The sequence below is a fragment of the Enterobacter cloacae complex sp. SYL003 genome, assembly GCF_049236925.1.
Lineage (GTDB): Bacteria > Pseudomonadota > Gammaproteobacteria > Enterobacterales > Enterobacteriaceae > Enterobacter > Enterobacter intestinihominis.
The window spans coordinates 56,010-77,820 of the sequence record NZ_JBMKJK010000013.1 but is presented as its reverse complement, the minus strand read 5'-3'; the positions used below and the strand labels follow the sequence as shown (position 1 = coordinate 77,820).

Annotated in this window: 15 protein-coding genes; 5 read left to right on the top strand and 10 right to left on the bottom strand. The window is 57.0% G+C overall.

Translation table 11 applies throughout. The features are described from left to right. Positions 1-36 precede the first annotated feature (36 nt). Entirely contained in the window at positions 37-2,742 is a 2,706-nt protein-coding gene (gene malT / locus ACOT1A_RS16910) for an HTH-type transcriptional regulator MalT (RefSeq protein WP_022649640.1), read from the bottom strand. Between the two features lie 573 nt (positions 2,743-3,315). Here malT and malP point away from each other — a divergent pair. Both malP and malQ read left to right on the top strand, forming a co-directional pair. Next, positions 3,316-5,709, top strand: a complete 2,394-nt coding sequence (gene malP, locus ACOT1A_RS16905; RefSeq protein WP_058645898.1) for a maltodextrin phosphorylase — start codon at positions 3,316-3,318, stop codon at positions 5,707-5,709. Between the two features lie 9 nt (positions 5,710-5,718). Further along, complete coding sequence (gene malQ / locus ACOT1A_RS16900; RefSeq protein WP_276170013.1) at positions 5,719-7,797, top strand: 4-alpha-glucanotransferase; 2,079 nt, start codon at positions 5,719-5,721, stop codon at positions 7,795-7,797. Between the two features lie 87 nt (positions 7,798-7,884). Here the strand turns inward: malQ and gntT are convergent, their stop codons facing one another. From gntT to gntX, 3 genes are all read right to left on the bottom strand, one after another. Next, positions 7,885-9,201 (bottom strand): gluconate transporter, encoded by a 1,317-nt coding sequence (gene gntT, locus ACOT1A_RS16895; RefSeq protein ID WP_022649637.1) that lies wholly within the window; start codon positions 9,199-9,201, stop codon positions 7,885-7,887. Between the two features lie 305 nt (positions 9,202-9,506). Next, on the bottom strand, positions 9,507-10,082 hold the full coding sequence (nfuA, locus tag ACOT1A_RS16890; protein ID WP_003861601.1) for a Fe-S biogenesis protein NfuA: 576 nt from the start codon (positions 10,080-10,082) through the stop codon (positions 9,507-9,509). Between the two features lie 61 nt (positions 10,083-10,143). After that, positions 10,144-10,824, bottom strand: a complete 681-nt coding sequence (gene gntX / locus ACOT1A_RS16885) for a DNA utilization protein GntX (RefSeq protein WP_023298787.1) — start codon at positions 10,822-10,824, stop codon at positions 10,144-10,146. Between the two features lie 36 nt (positions 10,825-10,860). On the opposite strand from gntX, the gene bioH reads away from it, so the two are divergent. Beyond that, on the top strand, positions 10,861-11,643 hold the full coding sequence (gene bioH, locus ACOT1A_RS16880) for a pimeloyl-ACP methyl ester esterase BioH (RefSeq protein WP_032626813.1): 783 nt from the start codon (positions 10,861-10,863) through the stop codon (positions 11,641-11,643). Here the strand turns inward: bioH and feoC are convergent. The 5 genes from feoC to greB all read right to left on the bottom strand — a co-directional run bounded on the left by feoC (position 11,618) and on the right by greB (position 17,670). After that, complete coding sequence (gene feoC, locus ACOT1A_RS16875; RefSeq protein WP_015571443.1) at positions 11,618-11,854, bottom strand: [Fe-S]-dependent transcriptional repressor FeoC; 237 nt, start codon at positions 11,852-11,854, stop codon at positions 11,618-11,620. The two genes, bioH and feoC, sit on opposite strands and share 26 nt — an antisense overlap. Positions 11,855-11,865: 11 nt before the next feature. After that, positions 11,866-14,184, bottom strand: a complete 2,319-nt coding sequence (feoB, locus tag ACOT1A_RS16870; protein ID WP_058677302.1) for a Fe(2+) transporter permease subunit FeoB — start codon at positions 14,182-14,184, stop codon at positions 11,866-11,868. A gap of 30 nt (positions 14,185-14,214) precedes the next feature. Continuing rightward, on the bottom strand, positions 14,215-14,442 hold the full coding sequence (gene feoA / locus ACOT1A_RS16865) for a ferrous iron transporter A (protein WP_058677303.1): 228 nt from the start codon (positions 14,440-14,442) through the stop codon (positions 14,215-14,217). 336 nt (positions 14,443-14,778) lie between these two features. Beyond that, a complete protein-coding gene (locus tag ACOT1A_RS16860) occupies positions 14,779-17,109 on the bottom strand; it encodes a Tex family protein (protein ID WP_276170019.1) in 2,331 nt (776 codons plus the stop codon). Positions 17,110-17,196: 87 nt separating this feature from the next. Beyond that, the gene (gene greB, locus ACOT1A_RS16855) at positions 17,197-17,670 is read right to left on the bottom strand and encodes a transcription elongation factor GreB (RefSeq protein WP_022649631.1); all 474 of its coding nucleotides are present in this window, start codon (positions 17,668-17,670) and stop codon (positions 17,197-17,199) included. 228 nt (positions 17,671-17,898) lie between these two features. Here greB and ompR point away from each other — a divergent pair, with 228 nt between their 5' ends. Both ompR and envZ read left to right on the top strand, forming a co-directional pair. Beyond that, the gene (gene ompR, locus ACOT1A_RS16850) at positions 17,899-18,618 is read left to right on the top strand and encodes a two-component system response regulator OmpR (RefSeq protein WP_001157751.1); all 720 of its coding nucleotides are present in this window, start codon (positions 17,899-17,901) and stop codon (positions 18,616-18,618) included. Further along, complete coding sequence (gene envZ / locus ACOT1A_RS16845; RefSeq protein WP_003861615.1) at positions 18,615-19,961, top strand: two-component system sensor histidine kinase EnvZ; 1,347 nt, start codon at positions 18,615-18,617, stop codon at positions 19,959-19,961. Before ompR ends, envZ begins: the two co-directional genes overlap by 4 nt. Before the next feature lie 92 nt (positions 19,962-20,053). Here envZ and pckA read toward each other — a convergent pair whose 3' ends face one another. Next, positions 20,054-21,670 (bottom strand): phosphoenolpyruvate carboxykinase (ATP), encoded by a 1,617-nt coding sequence (gene pckA / locus ACOT1A_RS16840; protein ID WP_022649630.1) that lies wholly within the window; start codon positions 21,668-21,670, stop codon positions 20,054-20,056. Between the last annotated feature and the right edge of the window lie 141 nt (positions 21,671-21,811).

The window sequence follows — 21,811 nt, the reverse complement described above, 5'->3', positions numbered from 1 at the left end:
GAGAGGGCCGGGGTGAGGGCATCAGGCCGCACAAAACTAAACTCCGTACCCCATCATCTTCAACAACTGCTGCGCATGCTGCACCGCGTCCTGACGGTGCGCCACGCCCAGCTTTTGATACAGATTGCGAATGTGCGTTTTGATGGTGGTTGCCGCCACCGCCAGCTCACCGGCTATCTGCTCGTTGCTGTAGCCTGAATAGATCAGCCCCAGCACCTGCCATTCACGCTGTGTGAGCGGGCTGGTGCGGATAAGCTCCGGTACTTCCGGATGGTTCAGCAGACGTTCAACAAAGTTCTCATCGAAGTGCGCAAACTTGTGGCGATGGTGCTGGTTGATCTCGCGCAGAATGCGCTGGGCGCGATGCTGATCGAGTTCCGGCAGCGTGTTGAGCTGAATCAGCTGGCGCAACTGCTGGGCCATCACTTCACCCTCAATCACAAAGTGGCTGATAAACCCGGTGCGGTTCGCCAGCTGCAACGCTTCCAGCAGCACGCGCTGGGCATCGTTTTTACGTCCCGCCTGCCAGTAAAGCTGGTTTAACAGCAGCAGGTTGCGGTTTAAATCGCTCATCAGGCGCAGGCTACGGGCGTTTTCGTTTAACTCTTCCAGCACGATTTCGGCAGGCTCGAAGTCACCCAGCAGGATCTGCACGCGGGCAATATTGCGCCACTGGCTTTGCAGGAAGTGGTTATTGGCAAATTCTGGTTTAGGCGTGTGACGCAGCCAGTTGGCGGCTGACTTTTTATCGCCGGTCATCTGCCAGTAAATCACCCGGACCTTATCGGCGTTGGAGACCCAGTCGCTATGGTACTGTCCGTTGCCAAGCAGGTTTTCCAGGCGGTTAAGGTGGTTGCGGGCATTATCCAGGTCGCCTCGCGCCAGCGAGCACTGCACCAGCAGGGCCAGGCACTGGAGTTGCTGCTGCGGCTGGAAGCTCGAAAGCACATTCAGGCCCTGGCGGGCGCAGCTTTCTGCTTCATCCAGACGCGACCATGCCCAGAGCAGCTGAGCGCGAATACGCAACAGGAACTCGTGCATTGGCAGCTGTTCCAGATGCTGTTCACGGATCAGCTGGAACGCTTTCTCCTGGTTTTCCCAGGCGGCCTGCAGGAACCCCTGAGCAAATAAAATCTCGCTTTGCTGGATCAGGCTCCAGAGGGCGTAATGCCAGACATCGTGGCGGCGGGCCATCTGTTCGGTTTGCTGCATGAGCGAAAGCGAACGCGTGAGGTCGCCCTTACAGTGCAGCACTTCGCCGTGTACCGAGGTGGCCACAATACGGCTGTAGAAATTCGCCAGCGGCAGCTCATCCAGCGCGACCATCGCCAGCCGTTCGGCTTCTTCCGGGTCGCCGTCGTTAATCGCCACCTGCGCACGCAAGGCGTTAAATTCGCCGTGCAGGGTGGCATCCATCTCGCTTTCCATCTCCTGCTCGGCGCGCGCCAGCAGGGTGTTCACTTCGCTGTAGCGATGCTGGCTCTGCATCAGCCAGGCCTGGAGTAGCACCAGACGCGGATTCTCCAGCAGGCTCTCCCACGGCAGCGCTTTTAACGACTCTTCCAGCAGCGTCAGTTCGCTGTGGTTGAACAGTCCCCACGCGTGGTTGAGCAGAATATCGCGCAGCATACCGGCATCTCCGGCGGCCAGCGCATGGTGGATAGCCTCGCTCGGGAAACCTTGCGCCATCCAGCTTTCGGCGGCGGCGCGGTGAATTTCTGGCAGCTCTGCGGCCATCTCCCACTGGCAACGCTGGCGCAGGAAGCTGCCAAACAGCGGATGGTAGCTAAACCATTCGCCGGGATCGTCCATTCGCGTCAGGAACAAACCCTGACGTTCAATCTCTTCGAGCTGAAGCTGCCCGTTTTCAATACCGGTGACGCGCACAATCAGCGCATCGTTCATCGAACGTAGCAGGGAGCTTTTCAGCAGGAAATGGCGGGTAGTGAGGTCTACGCTGTTGAGTACCTCATCCACCAGATAATCCGACAGGTGGCTGGCGTTGATGCCCGCCAGGCGGCGCGCGGACTGGTGCGTTGGGCTATTGTTTTGCCGCGCGGAAAGGGCAATCAGCTGAAGCGCCGTGGCCCAGCCTGCAACGTCATCACACAGGCGGCTGCTTTCCGACGCCTCAATCGGAGAAGTCAGACGGCAGTCAAAGAACTGTTTCGCTTCCTGATGGGTAAAGGCCAGCTGCTGACTGCCAATTTCCAGTAGCTGATCGCGCACCCGCAGGTTGGCAATGCCCAGCTGCGGAAGGTTGCGCGACAGGACGACCAGCGTCAGGTTTTCCGGCTGATGGCGCAGGAAGAACCGCATCGACTCGTGAATAACCGGGTTGGTGATCAGATGATAATCATCAATCACCACATACAGCGGGCGATGCCATTCGGCCAGTTCGATAAACAGCTGGGAGAACAGAGAGGACAGGCTGGCGTACTGGCGCTTTTGCACCATCACCTCGCTGGTGACGCAGTGTCCGTTGGTTGCCTGCTGAATCGCGGCAATTAAATAGCTGGCAAAACGCTCCTGCTGGTTATCACCTTCATCCAGGGAGTACCAGCCAAGATCGCTTTTACCTGCCGCCCATTGCGAAATGAGCGTTGTTTTTCCATAACCCGCAGGACTCGTAACCAGCGCCAGTCGGAAATTATGCGCACCGGAAAGTTTAGCCAGCAGGCGCTCGCGGACCACAGTATGGTCAAGACGAACCGGGCGACTTAATTTGGACGGAATCAACATAGTTTTCACTTCACTGTGGGGAACGAGAGAATTTATTTTTTTTGCGCTTCGTAATTAATATCTATAAGTTCGGCCAATAGAGGAACTATTGCAAGTTATGTCTGGGTTTGGAGGCTCTGAATTTGCACTCTGTCACAAAACATTCTCATCATTGGTGGAACTTTTCATAAATGGCTGGATGCCGCGCTGTTACTGGCTTGTCTGCATGGCGCGCGGTTGCGCTGAAACTGGTTTCAGAAAGAGATAATGACGGTGAAGTTAATTAACTTTGGGGAAAGTTGCTCTGGCTTAATAGTGTTGCTGGAAAGCCGCTGTACGTGAGAAATATTATTCTACGTAAGTAATCATTTCAGCGATGATTAATTTCCTCCGAAACTGCATTTCATTTCTTTGACGCTCTTCCGGGATCGCTTTTTCAGCGAAGCGCACACTTACACAGTGGCCTCGATCACACTTTTATGCTCATCCCCGCTACTCCTCCCTGCCTAATCCCCGACAGGAGGAGGAAGAGGCGCAATGAGCCAGGCACACTAGCGCCAAATGTGTTTTCTCTCTACAGGATGCCGATTCCCTATGTCACAGCCTACTTTCAACAAAGCTCAATTCCAGGCTGCCCTGACGCGTCAGTGGCAGCGTTTTGGCCTTCATGCTGCAAACGAGATGACGCCTCACCAGTGGTGGCAGGCGGTGAGCGGGGCGCTCGCAGAGCAGCTGGACGCTCAGCCCGCGACGAAGCCTGTGAAAGGCCAGCGTCACGTCAACTACATTTCGATGGAGTTCCTGATTGGCCGTCTGACGGGTAACAATCTGCTGAACCTTGGCTGGTATCAGGACGTCGGCGACGTGCTGAAAGAACACGACATCAACCTGACCGATCTGCTGGAAGAAGAGATTGATCCGGCGCTGGGTAACGGCGGTCTGGGACGTCTGGCAGCCTGCTTCCTGGATTCCATGGCAACCGTGGGCCAGTCGGCCATTGGCTATGGTCTGAACTACCAGTACGGTCTGTTCCGCCAGTCGTTCGCTGACGGCCACCAGATGGAAGCGCCGGACGACTGGCATCGTAATACTTACCCGTGGTTCCGCCACAACGCACAGCTGGATGTGCAGGTCGGGATTGGCGGGAAAGTCACGAAGCAGGGGCTCTGGGAACCAGCGTTCACCATTACCGGTGAAGCCTGGGATCTGCCGGTGCTCGGCTACCGTAACGGCGTGGCGCAGCCGCTGCGTCTGTGGCAGGCGAAGCACGCGCATCCATTTAACCTGACTAAATTCAATGACGGTGATTTCCTGCGCGCCGAGCAGCAGGGTATCGACGCCGAGAAGCTGACCAAAGTGCTCTACCCGAACGACAACCATCTGGCGGGTAAAAAGCTGCGCCTGATGCAGCAATACTTCCAGTGCGCCTGTTCCGTGGCGGACATTCTGCGCCGCCACCACCTGGCGGGCCGCAAGCTGGCGCAGCTGCCGGACTTCGAAGTTATTCAGCTCAACGACACGCACCCAACCATTGCCATCCCGGAACTTCTGCGCGTGCTGATCGACGAGCATCAGCTGAGCTGGGACGACGCCTGGGCCATCACCAGCCGCACCTTCGCCTACACCAACCACACCCTGATGCCGGAAGCGCTGGAGTGCTGGGATGAGAAGCTGGTGAAAACGCTGCTGCCGCGCCATATGCAGATCATCAATAAAATTAACGACCAGTTTAACGTGCTGGTGGAGAAAACCTGGCCGGGCGACAAAGCCGTCTGGGCGAAGCTGGCCGTGGTACACAACAAACAGGTGCGCATGGCAAACATGTGCGTGGTAAGCGGCTTTGCGGTGAACGGCGTGGCCGCGCTGCACTCGGATCTGGTGGTGAAAGACCTCTTCCCGGAATACCACCAGCTGTGGCCGACCAAATTCCACAACGTGACCAACGGCATTACGCCGCGTCGCTGGATCAAACAGTGCAACCCGCTGCTGGCCGGTCTGCTGGACAAGACCCTGAAGAAAGAGTGGGCCAACGATCTGGACCAGCTCATCAACCTGGAAAAATACGCTGACGACGCGAAGTTCCGCGAGCAGTACCGCGCCATTAAGCTGGAGAACAAGGTACGTCTGGCCGAGTTCGTGAAAATGCGTACCGGAATTGAAATTAACCCAAATGCGATTTTCGATATCCAGATCAAACGCCTGCACGAGTACAAACGTCAGCACCTGAACCTGCTGCACATTCTGGCGCTGTACAAAGAGATCCGCGAGAACCCTCAGGCCGACCGCGTCCCGCGCGTGTTCCTGTTCGGTGCGAAAGCGGCGCCGGGCTACTACCTGGCGAAAAACATTATCCTTGCCATTAATAAAGTGGCGGCGGCGGTCAACAACGATCCGAAAGTGGGCGACAAGCTGAAGGTGGTGTTCCTGCCGGACTACTGCGTCTCTGCGGCTGAAATGCTGATCCCGGCGGCGGATATTTCCGAGCAGATCTCTACCGCCGGTAAAGAAGCGTCCGGCACCGGCAACATGAAGCTGGCCCTGAACGGCGCGCTGACCGTCGGCACGCTGGACGGTGCGAACGTCGAAATTGCCGAGAAGGTCGGTGAAGAGAACATCTTTATCTTCGGCCATACTGTTGAAGAAGTGAAAGCCATCAAAGCCAAAGGGTACGACCCGGTGAAATGGCGTAAAAAAGACAAAGTGCTGGATGCGGTGTTGAAAGAGCTGGAAAGCGGGAAGTACAGCGACGGCGACAAGCACGCGTTTGACCAGATGCTGCACAGCATGGACAAACAGGGCGGCGACCCGTACCTGGTAATGGCGGACTTTACCGCTTACGTTGAAGCGCAGAAGCAGGTCGACGTGCTGTACCGTGACCAGGATGCCTGGACTCGCGCATGTATCCTGAACACCGCGCGCTGCGGTATGTTCAGCTCTGACCGCTCAATCCGTGATTATCAGGCTCGTATCTGGCAGGCAAAACGCTAAGGAAGCGCGATGGAGAGTAAACGTCTGGACAGTGCCGCGCAGGCGGCGGGAATTAGCCTCAGTTACATCAATGCGCACGGCAAACCGCAGTCTATTGGTGCGGACACCAAAAGACGTTTGCTGGATGCCATGCACAAAACCGACGCGAAAGCGTCGGGAGCGCCGGTGCCGAACGTGAAGGTCTTTACCGCGGGCAAAAAGATGCCGCTGGCGGTGGAAGGACGCGGCGAGTTCAGCTGGCTGCTCACCACCGAAGAGGGGCATCAGCATAAAGGCCATGCCACCGGCGGCAAAACCCTCACCCTTCCGGCGAAGCTGCCGGAGGGCTATCACAGCCTGACGCTCACCCAGAATGACAGCCGCTTCCACTGTCGGGTGATCGTCGCGCCGAAGCGCTGCTATGAGCCGCAGGCGCTACTCGAAGGCAAAAAGCTGTGGGGCGCCTGTGTGCAGCTTTACACCTTGCGTTCAGACAGCAACTGGGGCATTGGCGATTTTGGCGACCTGAAAAAGATGCTGGCATCTGTTGGTGAGCGCGGCGGGGCATTTATCGGCCTCAACCCGATCCACGCCCTCTATCCGGCGAATCCGGAAAGCGCGAGCCCGTACAGCCCGTCTTCCCGCCGCTGGCTGAACGTGATCTACATCGACGTTAACGCGTTAGACGATTTCAAAAACAGCAAAGAGGCGCAGGCGTGGTGGAAGCTGGACACCACCCAACAGATGCTGAAACAGGCCCGCGATGCGGACTGGGTCGATTATGCCTCCGTGACCGCGCTGAAAATGGCGGCGCTGCGTCTGGCCTGGAAGGGCTTTGCGAAGCGTGACGACGAGCAGATGGCAGCCTTCCGCCAGTTTGTGATGCAGGAAGGCGAGAGCCTTTACTGGCAGGCGGCGTTTGATGCGCTGCATGCGTATCAGGTCCAGGAGGATGAGATGCGCTGGGGCTGGCCGGTGTGGCCGGAAGCGTATCAGTCCGTGGATACCCCGGAAGTGAAGGCGTTCTGTGAGACGCATGCCGACGAGGTGGATTTCTATCTCTGGTTGCAGTGGCTGGCGTACAGCCAGTTTGCTGCCTGCTGGCAGGTGAGCCAGGGCTATAACATGCCGATCGGTCTGTATCGCGATCTGGCCGTCGGCGTGGCGGAAGGTGGGGCGGAGACCTGGTGTGACCGTGAACTTTACTGTCTGAAAGCCTCCGTCGGTGCGCCGCCGGATATTCTGGGCCCGCTTGGTCAGAACTGGGGCTTGCCGCCGATGGATCCACACGTGATGGCGGCGCGTGCCTACGAGCCGTTTATCGATCTGCTGCGCGCTAACATGCAGAACTGCGGCGCGTTGCGTATCGACCATGTGATGTCCGTGCTGCGTCTGTGGTGGATCCCGTACGGTGAAACGGCCGATCACGGGGCGTACGTGCAGTATCCGGTGGACGATCTGCTCTCAATCCTCGCGCTGGAGAGTAAACGTCATCAGTGCATGGTGATTGGCGAAGATCTCGGTACCGTGCCGGTTGAGATTGTCAGCAAGCTCCGCGACAGCGGGGTTTACTCCTACAAAGTGCTCTATTTTGAAAACGACCATGAGAAAACCTTCCGCGCGCCGAAAGCGTACCCTGAACAGTCAATGGCAGTCGCGACGACGCATGATCTTCCTACGCTCAGAGGCTACTGGGAAAGCGGCGACCTGACGCTCGGCAAAACGCTGGGTCTCTACCCGGATGAAGAGGTTCTGCGTGGGTTGTATCAGGATCGCGAGCTGGCGAAACAGGGGCTGCTGGATGCGCTGCATAAGCATGGCTGTCTGCCGAAGCGCGCCGGGCATAAGGCGTCGCTGATGTCGATGACGCCAACGCTTAAACGTGGCTTACAGCGCTATATTGCCGACAGCAACAGCGCGTTGCTCGGTCTGCAACCGGAAGACTGGATTGATATGGCGGAGCCGGTAAACATACCCGGTACCAGCTATCAGTACAAAAACTGGCGTCGCAAGCTGTCCACTACGCTTGAAGCGATGTTCGCCGATGACGGGGTGAACAGGCTGATTAAGGATTTGGATAAACGGCGAAAAGCAGCCGCGAAGAAATAATTAAAAACCCGCCAGTGGCGGGTTTTTTATTATCAGGTCGTGCTCATGTAGGTCGGGTAAGGCGTAGCCGCCACCCGACTTAGGGCATCAGACCACCATATTCAACAGCAGCACCCCGACCAGGCCACACACCGAAATAATGGTCTCCAGCGCGGACCAGGACTTGATGGTTTCACCGATGGTCAGGTTGAAGTACTCCTTGAACAGCCAGAAGCCCGGATCGTTCACGTGGGAGAAAATCACGCTGCCCGAACCGACCGCGATAACCATCAGCTCAGGGCTTACGCCCGTGGTCGCAATCAGCGGCGCAACGATACCACCCGCGGTAATCGCCGCAACGGTTGCAGAGCCCAGCGCGATACGCAGCACCGCGGCAATAGACCATGCCATCAGGAGCGGCGATACGTTGGTTTCATGCATCATGGCAGCAATGTATTTATCCACGCCGCTGTCGACCAGCACCTGCTTAAACGCGCCGCCACCGCCGATGATCAGCAGCATCATAGCAATGATTTTGATGGAAGAGGTCAGCGTGTCGTTGATCTGATCCATGGAACGACCACGGTTAAGACCGAAGGTGAACATGGCGATCAGGACCGCAATCAGCGTTGCCATCACCGGGTCGCCCAGGAACTCCGCAACGGACAGGAACGCGTGACCTTTCGGCAGAACCATCTCTGCTACGGCACGCATTGCCATCAGGATCACCGGCACCAGAGAGGTCCAGACGCTGACGCCAAAGCCAGGCATCTCTGCATCTGTGAAGGTTTTGGCGCTGTACAGGCCTTCCGGGATGGGCTTATCAATGCCTTTCAGGAAGCGCGCATAAACAGGACCGGCCAGGATAACCGTTGGGATCGCCAGAATCGTACCGAACAGCAGGGTTTTACCCATGTCGGCATGGAAGATGGTGGCGATAGCCGTTGGACCCGGATGCGGCGGCAGGAAGCCGTGGGTGACGGACAGCGCCGCAGCCATCGGCACGCCCACGAACAGCAGCGGGATGTTGGCGGCAGCGGCGATGGTGAACACCAGCGGCAGCATCAGGACGAAGCCCACTTCATAGAACAGTGCGAAACCGACGGTAAAACCGGTTAACACCACCGCCCACTGGATGTGCTGCTTGCCAAATTTATCGATAAGGGTAGTGGCAATACGCTGCGCGCCACCGCAGTCCGCGAGCATTTTACCGAGCATGGCGCCGAAGCCCATGATCAGCGCCAGGCTGCCGAGCGTACCGCCGACACCGGCTTTTATGGAGCTGATAACTTTAACCAGCGGCATTCCCTGCATCAGACCGACTGCAAGTGCCACCAGAACCAGAGCGATAAATCCGTTCATTTTGAAGCGGATCATCAAGAGCAGTAATAACACAACACCGATAGCGACGATGACTAATGGCATGATTGACCTGGCCTTTGAATTGTTATGGGTAACGTCATTGTTTCAACGACAAATTCCGGTTGTCCCAACTGGGAACAGAGTATTAACGGCACTCATACTGATGCCTGCGAAAACGATAAGTTTAGTCGGCTGTTATAAGGGTGTTGAGTGCCCATGGGAATGATACGGGTAACATGACGTGATTGAGAATCACCCAGGGAGGCAAAATTTGAATTATGAGACGCAGGTCAACATATAGAGGGGGAGGCAAGAAAAAGCAGGCCCGGTAAGCGCAGCGCCACCGGGCAATACAGACGGGCACTGAATTAGTAGTAAGAGTGCTCGCCGCGCTGGTGTTCGGTCAGATCGCGCACGCCTTTCAGTTCCGGGAATTCGTTCAGCAGCTGCTTCTCGATCCCTTCTTTCAGGGTTACATCGACCATGGAGCAGCCGTTACAGCCGCCGCCGAATTGCAGGATCGCCAGACCATCTTCGGTGATTTCCATCAGGGAAACACGTCCACCGTGGCCGGCCAGCTGCGGGTTGATCTGCGATTGCAGCAGATATTCCACACGCTCCATCAGCGGGGCATCGTCAGAGACTTTACGCATCTTCGCGTTTGGCGCCTTCAGCGTCAGCTGAGAACCCAACTGGTCGGTGACGAAATCAATCTCCGCATCTTCAAGATACGGCGCGCTCAGCTCATCAACGTATGCGGTGAGCTGTTCAAATTTAAGGGCAGTGTCAGTTGCTTCCACAGCATCCGGAGGACAATAAGAGACACCACATTCTGCATTCGGAGTGCCTGGATTGATCACAAACACGCGGATCTGCGTCCCTTCTTCCTGATTTGCCAGCAGTTTGGCAAAGTGCGCTTGTGCAGAATCGGAAATACGGATCATAGCTTTGGCCTAATAGTTGACTAAATTACCTGGGTATAATCATACGCCCATTGAAGAAGGGCTACAAGGTACGGCACAGACACCATACCTGAACTGACGCGGCGCCGCTTTGCAAAAGCAGTCGGGAAAGTTCAGCCACGGTACTGCCCGTGGTGACGACATCATCCACAATCGCGATATGGAGACCGTTGACCGGCAATTCAAGGCGAAAGGCGTTTTTCAGGTTTCTTTTGCGCGACCGGGCGTTGAGCCGGTGCTGAACGGCAGTGGCATGAATACGTTTCAGCGCAGAGGCGGGGTACCGGCAACCCAGCCAGCGGGCGAGCGGACGGCACAGCAGGTCGCTCTGATTGTATCCCCGCCGCCAGTGCCGACGCTGAAAGAGTGGCACGTTCACGAGCGTGTCGACCGACGGTAGCCCACGCGTTCTTCGCGCCTGCAATACCGCCAGTAATAACAGGCGTGCCAGTGGCTGCGCCAGCGCGAACTGGCTGGAAAACTTAAACTGATGAACCAGACGACTCAGCGGCAAAACGTAATCATCCACCGCCACCAGCGCGCTCCACGGCGGCGCTTTTTTCAGGCATCGACCACAGGGGAGCGTCTGGCTTACGGCAGGCAAGCCGCATTGCGGACAGCCCTTCAGGTAACCCAGCGCTCCCGTGCAAACGGAACAGACGCCCCACGCGCTCAGCGCAAGTGGCATTCGGCATAGCCAGCACAAGCCGGGCACTGTTAGCATACGCAACCTCCATGTGAAAAAAGAGAACGTTAACTGATGAAGACGCTGTGGTGGCAGACCGTTGGGACGGGAAATTGTCATCTTGTGCTGCTGCACGGATGGGGACTGAACGCCGAAGTGTGGCGTTGCATAAGTGAGGAACTGGCCTCGCAATTTACGGTACACCTGGTGGATCTGCCGGGGTATGGCCGTAGCCACGGCTACGGCGCGATGACGCTCGAGGACATGGCGGAGCAGGTTCTGGAAGCGGCGCCGCAAAAAGCCGTCTGGCTCGGCTGGAGCCTGGGCGGGCTGGTGGCAAGCCAGATTGCGCTGCGCCATCCTGAGCGGGTGCAGGCGCTGATCACCGTTGCCTCATCACCCTGTTTCAGCGCCCGCGAGGCGTGGCCGGGCATCAAACCCGAGGTGCTGGCCGGGTTCCAGCACCAGTTGAGCGAAGATTTTCAGCGGACGGTGGAGCGTTTCCTGGCGTTGCAGACGATGGGAACTGAAACCGCCCGTCAGGACGCGCGGATGCTGAAGCAGACGGTGCTTTCCCTGCCGATGCCGGAGGTTGAGGTGCTGAACGGTGGACTGGAGATCCTGAAAACGGCCGATCTGCGTGAGCCGCTGGCGTCACTGACGGTGCCGCATCTGCGTATTTATGGCTATCTGGATGGGCTGGTTCCGCGCAAGGTGGTTCCGCTGCTGGATGCGCTGTGGCTGGAGAGTGAATCAATGGTGGTTGCCAAAGCGGCACATGCGCCGTTCATCTCTCATCCTGCTGAGTTTTGTTCGGCGCTGTCCAATTTTATCAGCGAAGCGTCCACCACTCCCTGAGGCAGGCTTTACCTTCCGGACAACTTTTACAACTGCCGGACAGACAACTGTCCGGCTCTTCCTGAATGCGCACGGCTTTCCCCATCGCCTCCAGCCTTTCCAGCATGGCATCGATCATCGGCTGCGGCGTATGCAGGCTGAGGCTGAGCTGCTTCGCCTCCATTCGTCCCTGTAACGCCAGTAAGTCACGGACCTGAATCAACGATGCCATCTTTTTTCCCCTCAGTGACAGTCGCCCGCAGGGCTACTACAGCAGGTCGTTGGGGTTTTGCGCGTTGCCAGCAGGTTAACGTCAACGCGGCTACGCGCCCGGCGCAGCAGGCCAATCACCATCACGTTAAACAGGATCACCGCGAGGATACAGACCAGGCTGTAGCGCGGATGCTGGCTGTAATTGACGGCCTGATAAAACACGGTCGCCAGCGAGTAGGCAATGTTCAGCCCCCACAGAATGGAGAAGCCCATCCAGCCGCGGCTGGACTCACGGGCAATGGCGCCCATGACCGAGATGCACGGAATATAGAGCAGGACGAAGATCAGGTAGCTGTAGGCCGCCGACGCGCTGCCAAATTTCTGGCCCATCACGCCCATTGCTCCGGTCGCCATTACGCCGTCGCCTTTGCTGGCTTCAATCGGGTTCGCCAGCACGCTCAGGCTGAAGGTGTCTTTCAGGCTCTGCCAGGTCTCTTCTACTGCACCCAGAAGTTCGTCACCGAGGCTGAACTCTGCCGGGTTGAACTCCTCTTCCTGGATGTTTTCCGCGGTGTAGAGCGTGTTCAGGGTGCCGACAACCACCTCTTTTGCCATCGCGCCGGTGAACAGGCCCACGGTTGCCTGCCAGTTGTCTTCCTGTACGCCAATCGGTTTGAAGATCGGCGTAATGATCCGGCTGACGGAGGCAAGGGCAGAGTCATTAATGTTGTCCGCTGCCTGGCCGCTCAGGGTGAAGCTGTTCAGGGCGCTCAGGAAAATGCTGACCACTACAATCACCTTACCGGCGCGCAGAACAAAGCCTTTCAGGCGCTGCCATGTTTGAATAATCAGGCTTTTCAGGTGCGGAACGTGATAAACCGGCAGTTCCATCACGAACGGCGACGCTTCGCCACGCATGATGGTGTGCTTCAGCATCAGGCCGGTGAGAATAGCCATCACGATACCCAGCACATACAGGGAGAAGACGGCCAGCGCCCCTTCCTGACCAAAGAACGCCGCGGCAAAGACCGCGAAGATCGCCAGACGTGCGCCGCAGGACATGAACGGCGCCATCATGATGGTCATCAGGCGTTCGCGCGGTGCGTCCAGCGTACGCGCGCCCATGACTGACGGCACGTTACAGCCAAAACCGACAATCAGCGGCACAAAGGATTTCCCCGGCAGCCCCAGCGCCTGCATCAGGCGGTCCATCACGAAGGCGGCGCGTGCCATGTAACCGGAATCCTCAAGGAAGGAGAGGAACAGGTACATCATGCCGATCTGCGGCACCAGCGGCAGGACGGTGTTGATCCCGCCGCCGATCCCCTGCGCAAGGAAGATGGTCAACCATTCCGGGAAGTGGAGGGTGTAGCCCAGCCACTGAATACCGTGCACGAAGATAGCGACAGAGCCGCCATCAAAGATGGGTTGTAATGCACCGCCGATGTTTATAGCGAGCAGGAACATTACGTACATCACCAGTAAAAAGATTGGCAAACCGAGGAAGCGGTTGAGCACAATCTTATCCACGGCGGCGGTGAAGCGGCTGGGTTCAGCGGTTAATGCATTGCTGACCACGTCACAGATAGCGGCGATGGCCTGATAGCGCGCATCCGCAATGTGCAGGGCCGGGTCGTCGAGCTCGTCGCTCAAGCGAGCCTGTGCAACGCTCAGTTTATCCGCCGCATCGCCTGCGTAGGCGCGGCTGTAGATATCGCCTTCCAGCATTTGCAGGCCAAGCCACAGGCGCTGTCTGGTGGGCATGGCGTTGTCCATCTCCTGCGCCAGCTGCCCGGCCTCGCGCAGCAGCGGCTGGGCGTAGTGCACCAGTTCGACGTCGGCATTGCCCGTGTGGCGGTCAATTGCCAGCTTCAGGGCGTCAATGCCGCGCGCGCGGGTAGAAACCAGCGGAACCACCGGGCAGCCCAGACGGGCGGAGAGGGCGTCGACGTCGATGCGCAGCTTTTGCTTCTCGGCGATGTCGAGCATGTTAAGCGCTACGATGCAGGGGATCCCCAGCTCCAGCAGCTGTAGCGTGAGGTAAAGATTTCGTTCGAGATTGGAGGCATCCACCACATTGATGAGCAGATCCGCGTCGCCGCTCAGAATATAGTGGCAGGCAATTTGCTCATCGAGAGAGGTCTGAGATGAAATTGTTGTGAGTGAATAGGTCCCCGGTAAATCAACCAGCGTGACCTGATTATCTGTCGTTGTGAACTGGCCTTCTTTGCGTTCAACCGTTACGCCTGCCCAATTTCCCACACGCTGGCGTGCGCCGGTTAACTGATTAAATAAGGTTGTCTTGCCGGAATTAGGATTGCCAATTAAGCCAATAGTTAATTTTTTCATTGTTTTAGACTCACTGAAACCGCTGGCTTGTTAACGGGATAAAGATTCAACGTCAATTAATGCGAGGTCTTTTTTACGCAGAACCAGATTAACGCGTCGGGTTTCGATATGAACAGGATCGCCCAACGGCGCCACGCGCACCACCTGGAATGATGAGCCGGGAAGCATGCCCAGTGACAGTAGCTTCTGCCGATAGGCCGGGCTTATCTCACGGGTAAAACCGATAATTTTCCACGCACTTTCTGGAGTGAATTGCATAGCGCCTGATTCCACGAGAGGTTAAATAATCAACACTGCGATGATAATGAGAATAGTTTTTATCAGCAATAATAAAAATGTGACGGGATGTTGTTAATCGTATTAATTTGCGGTCTGCTTGACCTTGCTCAATATTTGCGGGAATACCCGGGAAGGAATAAAAAGCGTATTTGTTAATGGAGTGATAAATAGCGGTTTAAATATGGATATGCAATCGGTTTCATATTTTACGATATAATTTTTCCCCTCACCCCGGCCCTCTCCCCAAAGGGGCGAGGGTGTTCAAGTTCCCTCTCCCCTTTGGGGAGAGGGTTAGGGTGAGGGGCATTTACAGGATTAGCGTTTCTTACCCATCGCCGCTGCCAGAGCATCCATCATCGCGCTGTTGCCTGCTGGCTGTGCGTCACGTCCGCGTGGCTTCGCGGCTTTCGCTGCCGGACGCTGCTGTTCACGGCCACCGCCATTACCGCCACGGCGCGCGTTAGTGTCGCCCGGCTGCTCGTCCAGACGCATGGTCAGGGCGATACGCTTGCGCTGAAGATCCACTTCCAGCACTTTCACCTTCACGATGTCGCCCGCTTTGACCACGGTGTGCGGATCTTCAACGAACTTGTCGGCGAGGGAAGAGATATGCACCAGACCGTCCTGATGCACGCCGATATCCACAAACGCGCCAAAGTTGGTGACGTTGGTTACCGCCCCTTCCAGCACCATGCCCGGCAGCAGGTCGTTCATGGTTTCCACGCCGTCAGCAAAGGTCGCGGTTTTAAACTCAGGACGCGGATCGCGGCCCGGTTTTTCCAGCTCTTTGATGATGTCAGTGACCGTCGGCACGCCGAACTGTTCGTCGGTAAAATCCACCGCTTTCAGGTTACGCAGCGCGCTGCTGTCGCCCATCAGGTCTTTCAGCGCCTGCTGGGTGGCGGCCAGGATACGCTCGACAACCGGATAGGCTTCCGGGTGAACGGTAGAGGCATCCAGCGGGTTATCGCCGTGGTTGATGCGCAGGAAGCCCGCGCACTGCTCAAAAGCTTTCGGCCCCAGACGGCTCACCTTCAGCAGCTGCTGGCGGTTCTGGAACTGACCGTTCTCATCACGCCAGGCGACGATATTCTGCGCCATCATACGGGTCAGGCCTGCTACGCGGGTCAGCAGCGGAACGGAAGCGGTATTCAGGTCCACGCCGACGGCGTTAACGCAGTCTTCCACCACCGCATCCAGCTTGCGCGCCAGCTGCGTCTGGCTCACGTCGTGCTGATACTGGCCCACGCCGATGGATTTCGGGTCAATTTTCACCAGCTCCGCCAGCGGATCCTGCAAACGACGGGCGATAGAGACCGCACCGCGCAAGGAAACGTCCAGTTCCGGGAACTCCTGCGCTGCCAGCTCAGAGGCGGAATAGACAGATGCCCCCGCTTCGCTGACGATCACTTTCTGCGCCGTCACTTTCGGGAACTGCTTCTGCACGTCGAGATAGAAACGTTCGGTTTCGCGGGACGCCGTACCGTTACCGATGGCAACCAGCTCAACGTTGTACTTCTCGCACAGCGCGGCGACCACGACAGCCGCTTTCGCTGCCTGACCGGTGTGCGGGTAAATGGTGTCGGTGGCAACCAGCTTGCCGGTGCCGTCAACCACGGCCACCTTCACGCCGGTGCGCAGACCCGGATCGAGACCCATGGTGGCGCGCAGGCCAGCCGGCGCAGCCATCAGCAGGTCGTGCAGGTTACGGGCGAAGACGTTGATCGCTTCGTCTTCGGCGCGCTCGCGCACGGTGCCCATCAGCTCGGTTTCGAGGTGCATGAGCACCTTGATGCGCCAGGTCCAGCTCACCACGCCTTTGCGCCAGCTGTCCGCCGGGGCGTTGTTCAGGCGCAGACCGAGGTGATCCATAATGATCTGCTCACAGTGGCTCTCTTTAGGCGGCTCGTCAAACTGCGGATCGGTATTCAGGGAGAGCTGCAGCACGCCTTCGTTACGACCGCGGAACATCGCCAGCGCGCGGTGAGACGGCGCGGTAGAAATGGGTTCGTGGTGATCGAAGTAGTCGCGGAATTTCGCGCCTTCGTCCTCTTTGCCGGACACCACGGTGGAGACGATATGGGCGTTCTTCCACAGGTAATCACGCACTTTGGCCAGCAGTGCCGCGTCTTCGGCGAAGCGCTCCATCAGAATGTAGCGAGCGCCGTCCAGCGCGGCTTTGGTGTCCGCTACGCCTTTTTCGGCGTCGATAAATCTGGCGGCTTCGGTTTCCGGATCGTGAGACGGCTCGTTCCACAGCAGGTCGGCCAGCGGCTCAAGGCCGGCTTCGATCGCAATTTGCCCGCGCGTGCGGCGCTTCGGTTTGTACGGCAGATAGAGGTCTTCAAGTTCGGTTTTGCTCAGGGTACCGTTAATGGCTTTTTCCAGGTCACTGGTCAGCTTGCCCTGCTCGCCGATAGATTTGAGGATCGCCTGACGTCGGTCTTCCAGCTCGCGCAGATAGCCCAGACGGGTCTCAAGGTTACGCAGCTGCGTGTCATCCAGACCGCCGGTGACTTCCTTACGATAACGTGCAATAAACGGCACGGTGTTCCCTTCATCAAGCAGACGAACGGCAGCTTCTACCTGTTCGGCTCTGGCCTGAATATCACCCGCAATAATGCGGCAGAGCGACTCTTTCATCATGGTCAGTTCATCTTGTGGATCGAAAATCAGGGGGATAGTTATACGGGCTGACACCAAAAAATGCCAGCCGGGGAGGGCGCTCTCGGACTATTTAACATACTCGATTTCGTTGACGTACCAGCTTGCTTCACCCGCGGGCGTCTGGACAACGGCTAAATCGCCCACCTCTTTTTTCAGCAGGGCGCGGGCCATGGGTGAATCGATAGAAATGTAATCCTTACGACCGAAAATTTCATCATAGCCAACGATACGAAAACGCAGGGTGTCGCCGTTGTCGTTTTCAATTTCGACCCACGCGCCGAAAAACACTTTACCTTCCTGCTGCGGGGAGTAATCGACAATTTTGAGATTCTCGAGGCACTTCGTCAGGTAGCGTACCCGGCGATCGATTTCGCGCAGTCGCTTTTTATTGTACTGATAGTCCGCATTCTCGCTGCGGTCGCCCAGACTTGCGGCCCAGGTGACTTTTTTGGTCACTTCCGGACGCTCTTCGCGCCACAGGTAATCCATCTCTTTTTTGAGTTTCTCATACCCTTCGCGGGTGATCAGAGGCGTTTTCATGGTGCTGCCTTTAATGCCGGTTAACTGTCTTTGCGCACAATACGTAGCGCACAGTGTAACAGACAAGATTAATAATGATTTATGTGATGAAATGAACAGATAAGCTGCTGTTAAATATGCTTTGTAACAATTTCGTCTAGAATTTATACCAGAATTTGCTGGTCGAACCCGTGCACTTTTTTAGAATACGCTGTTCCAGGCTTATCCGAACCTTTGGGAGTACACACAATGCAAGAGAACTACAAAATTCTGGTCGTAGATGACGACATGCGCCTGCGTGCGCTGCTGGAACGTTATCTGACCGAGCAGGGCTTCCAGGTTCGTAGCGTCGCGAACGCGGAACAGATGGATCGTCTGCTGACGCGTGAATCCTTCCACCTGATGGTGTTGGACCTGATGCTGCCTGGCGAAGATGGGCTCTCTATTTGCCGTCGTCTGCGTAGCCAGAGCAACCCGATGCCAATCATCATGGTGACGGCGAAGGGTGAAGAAGTTGACCGTATCGTCGGCCTTGAGATTGGCGCTGATGACTACATTCCTAAGCCGTTCAACCCGCGTGAACTGCTGGCGCGTATTCGCGCTGTGCTGCGTCGTCAGGCGAACGAGCTGCCGGGCGCGCCGTCTCAGGAAGAGGCCGTCATTGCATTCGGTAAGTTCAAGCTGAACCTCGGCACCCGTGAAATGTTTCGTGAAGATGAGCCAATGCCGCTCACCAGCGGCGAGTTTGCGGTACTGAAAGCGCTGGTCAGCCACCCGCGTGAACCGCTTTCACGTGACAAGCTGATGAACCTGGCGCGCGGCCGTGAATACTCCGCAATGGAACGTTCTATCGACGTGCAGATCTCTCGTCTGCGCCGCATGGTGGAAGAAGATCCGGCGCATCCTCGTTATATTCAGACCGTGTGGGGTCTGGGCTACGTGTTTGTCCCGGACGGCTCTAAAGCATGAGGCGAATGCGCTTCTCGCCGCGAAGTTCGTTTGCCCGCACGCTGTTATTGATCGTCACCCTGCTGTTTGTCAGCCTGGTGACGACCTACCTGGTGGTGCTGAACTTTGCGATCCTGCCGAGCCTTCAGCAGTTTAATAAGGTGCTGGCATACGAAGTGCGTATGCTGATGACCGACAAACTGCAACTGGAGGACGGCACGCAGTTGGTTGTCCCCCCGGCGTTCCGTCGGGAAATCTACCGTGAGTTGGGCATTTCTCTCTACTCGAACGAAGCGGCGGAAGATGCCGGCCTGCGCTGGGCGCAGCACTATGAATTCCTTAGCCAGCAGATGGCGCAGCAGCTTGGCGGCCCGACGGAAGTGCGCGTTGAGGTCAATAAAAGCTCGCCGGTTGTCTGGCTGAAAACCTGGCTGTCACCCAACATCTGGGTGCGTGTTCCGCTCACCGAGATTCATCAGGGCGACTTCTCACCGCTGTTCCGATACACCCTGGCGATCATGCTGCTGGCCATCGGTGGCGCATGGCTGTTTATTCGTATCCAGAACCGACCGCTGGTCGACCTGGAGCATGCGGCATTGCAGGTTGGTAAAGGTATTATCCCACCGCCGCTGCGCGAGTATGGCGCATCGGAAGTGCGCTCGGTAACGCGTGCTTTTAACCACATGGCGGCAGGCGTTAAACAGCTGGCTGACGACCGTACGCTGCTGATGGCGGGGGTTAGCCATGACCTTCGCACCCCGCTGACACGTATCCGCCTGGCAACAGAGATGATGGGCGAGCAGGATGGTTATCTTGCAGAGTCCATTAACAAGGATATCGAAGAGTGTAACGCCATCATCGAGCAGTTTATCGACTACCTGCGCACCGGGCAGGAGATGCCGATGGAGATGGCGGATCTGAACGCGGTTCTGGGCGAAGTTGTTGCCGCCGAAAGCGGTTATGAACGTGAAATTGCGACCGACCTTCAGGCGGGCGAGATTCAGGTACGTATGCACCCGCTCTCCATCAAACGCGCGGTGGCGAATATGGTGGTCAACGCGGCGCGCTATGGCAACGGTTGGATCAAAGTCAGCAGCGGTACGGAACTCAACCGCGCCTGGTTCCAGGTGGAAGACGATGGCCCGGGCATCAAGCCTGAGCAGCGTAAGCACTTGTTCCAGCCGTTTGTGCGCGGCGACAGCGCGCGTAGCACCAGCGGAACCGGCTTAGGCCTGGCGATTGTGCAGCGTATTGTTGATAACCATAACGGACTGCTGGAAATTGGCACCAGCGAACGGGGTGGTTTGAGCATTCGCGCATGGTTACCGGTGCCGGTTTTACGGGGGCAGGTGAAAGAGAGTTAAAAAAGGGGGGGCCTGATGCCCTCACCCCGGCCCTCTCCCACGGGGAGAGGGAGAAAACATTAAAAAAGGCAACTTTCGTTGCCTTTTTGCTTTTACCTTGGTCCCGCACTCACCAGCGCAGCACCCGCCGGGGTGTCGGTATACTTCTCGAAGTTTTCGATAAACAGTTTCGCCAGCGATTCTGCCTTCTCGCGCCACTGTTCCGGTGAACCGTAGGTGTTGCGCGGGTCAAGGATACGCGTATCCACGCCCGGCAGCTCGGTTGGGATCGCCAGATCGAACATCGGCAGCGTAAAGGTCTCGGCGTTATCCAATGAACCATCCAGAATCGCGTCGATGATGGCGCGGGTATCTTTGATGGAGATACGTTTGCCCGTCCCGTTCCAGCCGGTGTTCACCAGGTATGCCTGTGCGCCGGATGCCTGCATGCGTTTCACCAGCACTTCCGCATACTGCGTTGGGTGTAGCGACAGGAACGCCGCGCCGAAGCAGGCGGAGAAGGTTGGGGTTGGCTCGGTCACACCGCGCTCGGTACCCGCCAGTTTAGCGGTAAAGCCAGAGAGGAAGTGGTACTGCGTCTGGCTGGCGGTCAGGCGGGAAACTGGCGGCAACACGCCGAACGCGTCTGCGGTAAGGAAAATCACCTTCGTGGCGTGGCCCGCCTTCGACACCGGCTTCACGATGTTGTCGATGTGGTAGATCGGGTAAGAGACGCGGGTGTTTTCGGTTTTGGACGCATCGTCGAAGTCGACAGAGCCATCGGCACGCACGGTGACGTTTTCCAGCAGCGCATCGCGGCGAATCGCGTGATAGATATCCGGCTCTGCCTCTTCAGACAGGCGAATGGTTTTCGCGTAGCAGCCGCCTTCAAAGTTAAACACACCGTCGTCGTCCCAGCCGTGCTCGTCGTCGCCAATCAGACGACGTTTTGGATCGGTGGACAGCGTCGTTTTACCGGTGCCGGAAAGGCCGAAGAACACCGCCACGTCACCTTTTTCACCGACGTTCGCCGAGCAGTGCATGGAGGCGATACCGCGCAGCGGCAGCAGGTAGTTCATGACCGAGAACATCCCTTTCTTCATTTCGCCGCCGTACCAGGTACCGCCGATCAGCTGGATACGCTCGGTCAGGTTGAAGGCGATGAAGTTTTCGGAGTTCAGACCCTGCTCTTTCCACTGCGGGTTGGTGCATTTCGCGCCGTTCATCACGATAAAGTCAGGGGTGAAGTTTTGCAGTTCTTCATCGGTCGGACGAATGAACATGTTCTTCACGAAATGCGCCTGCCAGGCCACTTCAGTGATAAACCGAACGGAGAGACGGGTGTCGGCGTTAGCGCCGCAGAAAGCATCGACGATGAACAGACGCTTGCCGGAAAGCTGATGGGTGACGAGCCCTTTCAGATGCTGCCAGGTTTCAGGAGAGAGCGGTTTGTTATCGTTCTTCCCTTTGCCTTTATCGGCCCACCACAGCGTATCGCGGGTGGTATCATCTCGGACGATGTATTTATCTTTCGGCGAACGGCCGGTAAAAATACCGGTATCGACGGCGATAGCACCAAGATTCGTCAACACACCTCGCTCGTATCCTTCCAGTGCCGGATTGAGCTCTTCCTGATACAGCGTATCGTAATCGGGGTTGTAGACCACTTCCTGGACGTCGTGAATACCATAAGCCTTGAGATCTTGCGGGGTTAAACCATTAACACGCATATCACTGCTCCTTAGCCAATATGTACTGCCTGAAATTGTAGGGTTTTTCTGGGGATGTTAACCGCGACGGGGCTCATAGATTTACGTATCTGGTCAAAACCCTTACTAACGGAAAACGCTGCGACTCCAGTCACAGGGCGG

Coding starts and splice junctions, on each gene's coding strand:
- malQ (WP_276170013.1), top strand. CDS start 5,719: ATGGAGAGTAAACGTCTGGACAGTGCCGCGCAGGCGGCGGGAATTAGC.
- gntT (WP_022649637.1), bottom strand. CDS start 9,201: ATGCCATTAGTCATCGTCGCTATCGGTGTTGTGTTATTACTGCTCTTG.
- gntX (WP_023298787.1), bottom strand. CDS start 10,824: ATGCTAACAGTGCCCGGCTTGTGCTGGCTATGCCGAATGCCACTTGCG.
- greB (WP_022649631.1), bottom strand. CDS start 17,670: ATGAAAACGCCTCTGATCACCCGCGAAGGGTATGAGAAACTCAAAAAA.
- feoB (WP_058677302.1), bottom strand. CDS start 14,184: ATGAAAAAATTAACTATTGGCTTAATTGGCAATCCTAATTCCGGCAAG.
- ompR (WP_001157751.1), top strand. CDS start 17,899: ATGCAAGAGAACTACAAAATTCTGGTCGTAGATGACGACATGCGCCTG.
- nfuA (WP_003861601.1), bottom strand. CDS start 10,082: ATGATCCGTATTTCCGATTCTGCACAAGCGCACTTTGCCAAACTGCTG.
- feoC (WP_015571443.1), bottom strand. CDS start 11,854: ATGGCATCGTTGATTCAGGTCCGTGACTTACTGGCGTTACAGGGACGA.
- feoA (WP_058677303.1), bottom strand. CDS start 14,442: ATGCAATTCACTCCAGAAAGTGCGTGGAAAATTATCGGTTTTACCCGT.
- malT (WP_022649640.1), bottom strand. CDS start 2,742: ATGTTGATTCCGTCCAAATTAAGTCGCCCGGTTCGTCTTGACCATACT.
- envZ (WP_003861615.1), top strand. CDS start 18,615: ATGAGGCGAATGCGCTTCTCGCCGCGAAGTTCGTTTGCCCGCACGCTG.
- ACOT1A_RS16860 (WP_276170019.1), bottom strand. CDS start 17,109: ATGATGAAAGAGTCGCTCTGCCGCATTATTGCGGGTGATATTCAGGCC.
- bioH (WP_032626813.1), top strand. CDS start 10,861: ATGAAGACGCTGTGGTGGCAGACCGTTGGGACGGGAAATTGTCATCTT.
- pckA (WP_022649630.1), bottom strand. CDS start 21,670: ATGCGTGTTAATGGTTTAACCCCGCAAGATCTCAAGGCTTATGGTATT.
- malP (WP_058645898.1), top strand. CDS start 3,316: ATGTCACAGCCTACTTTCAACAAAGCTCAATTCCAGGCTGCCCTGACG.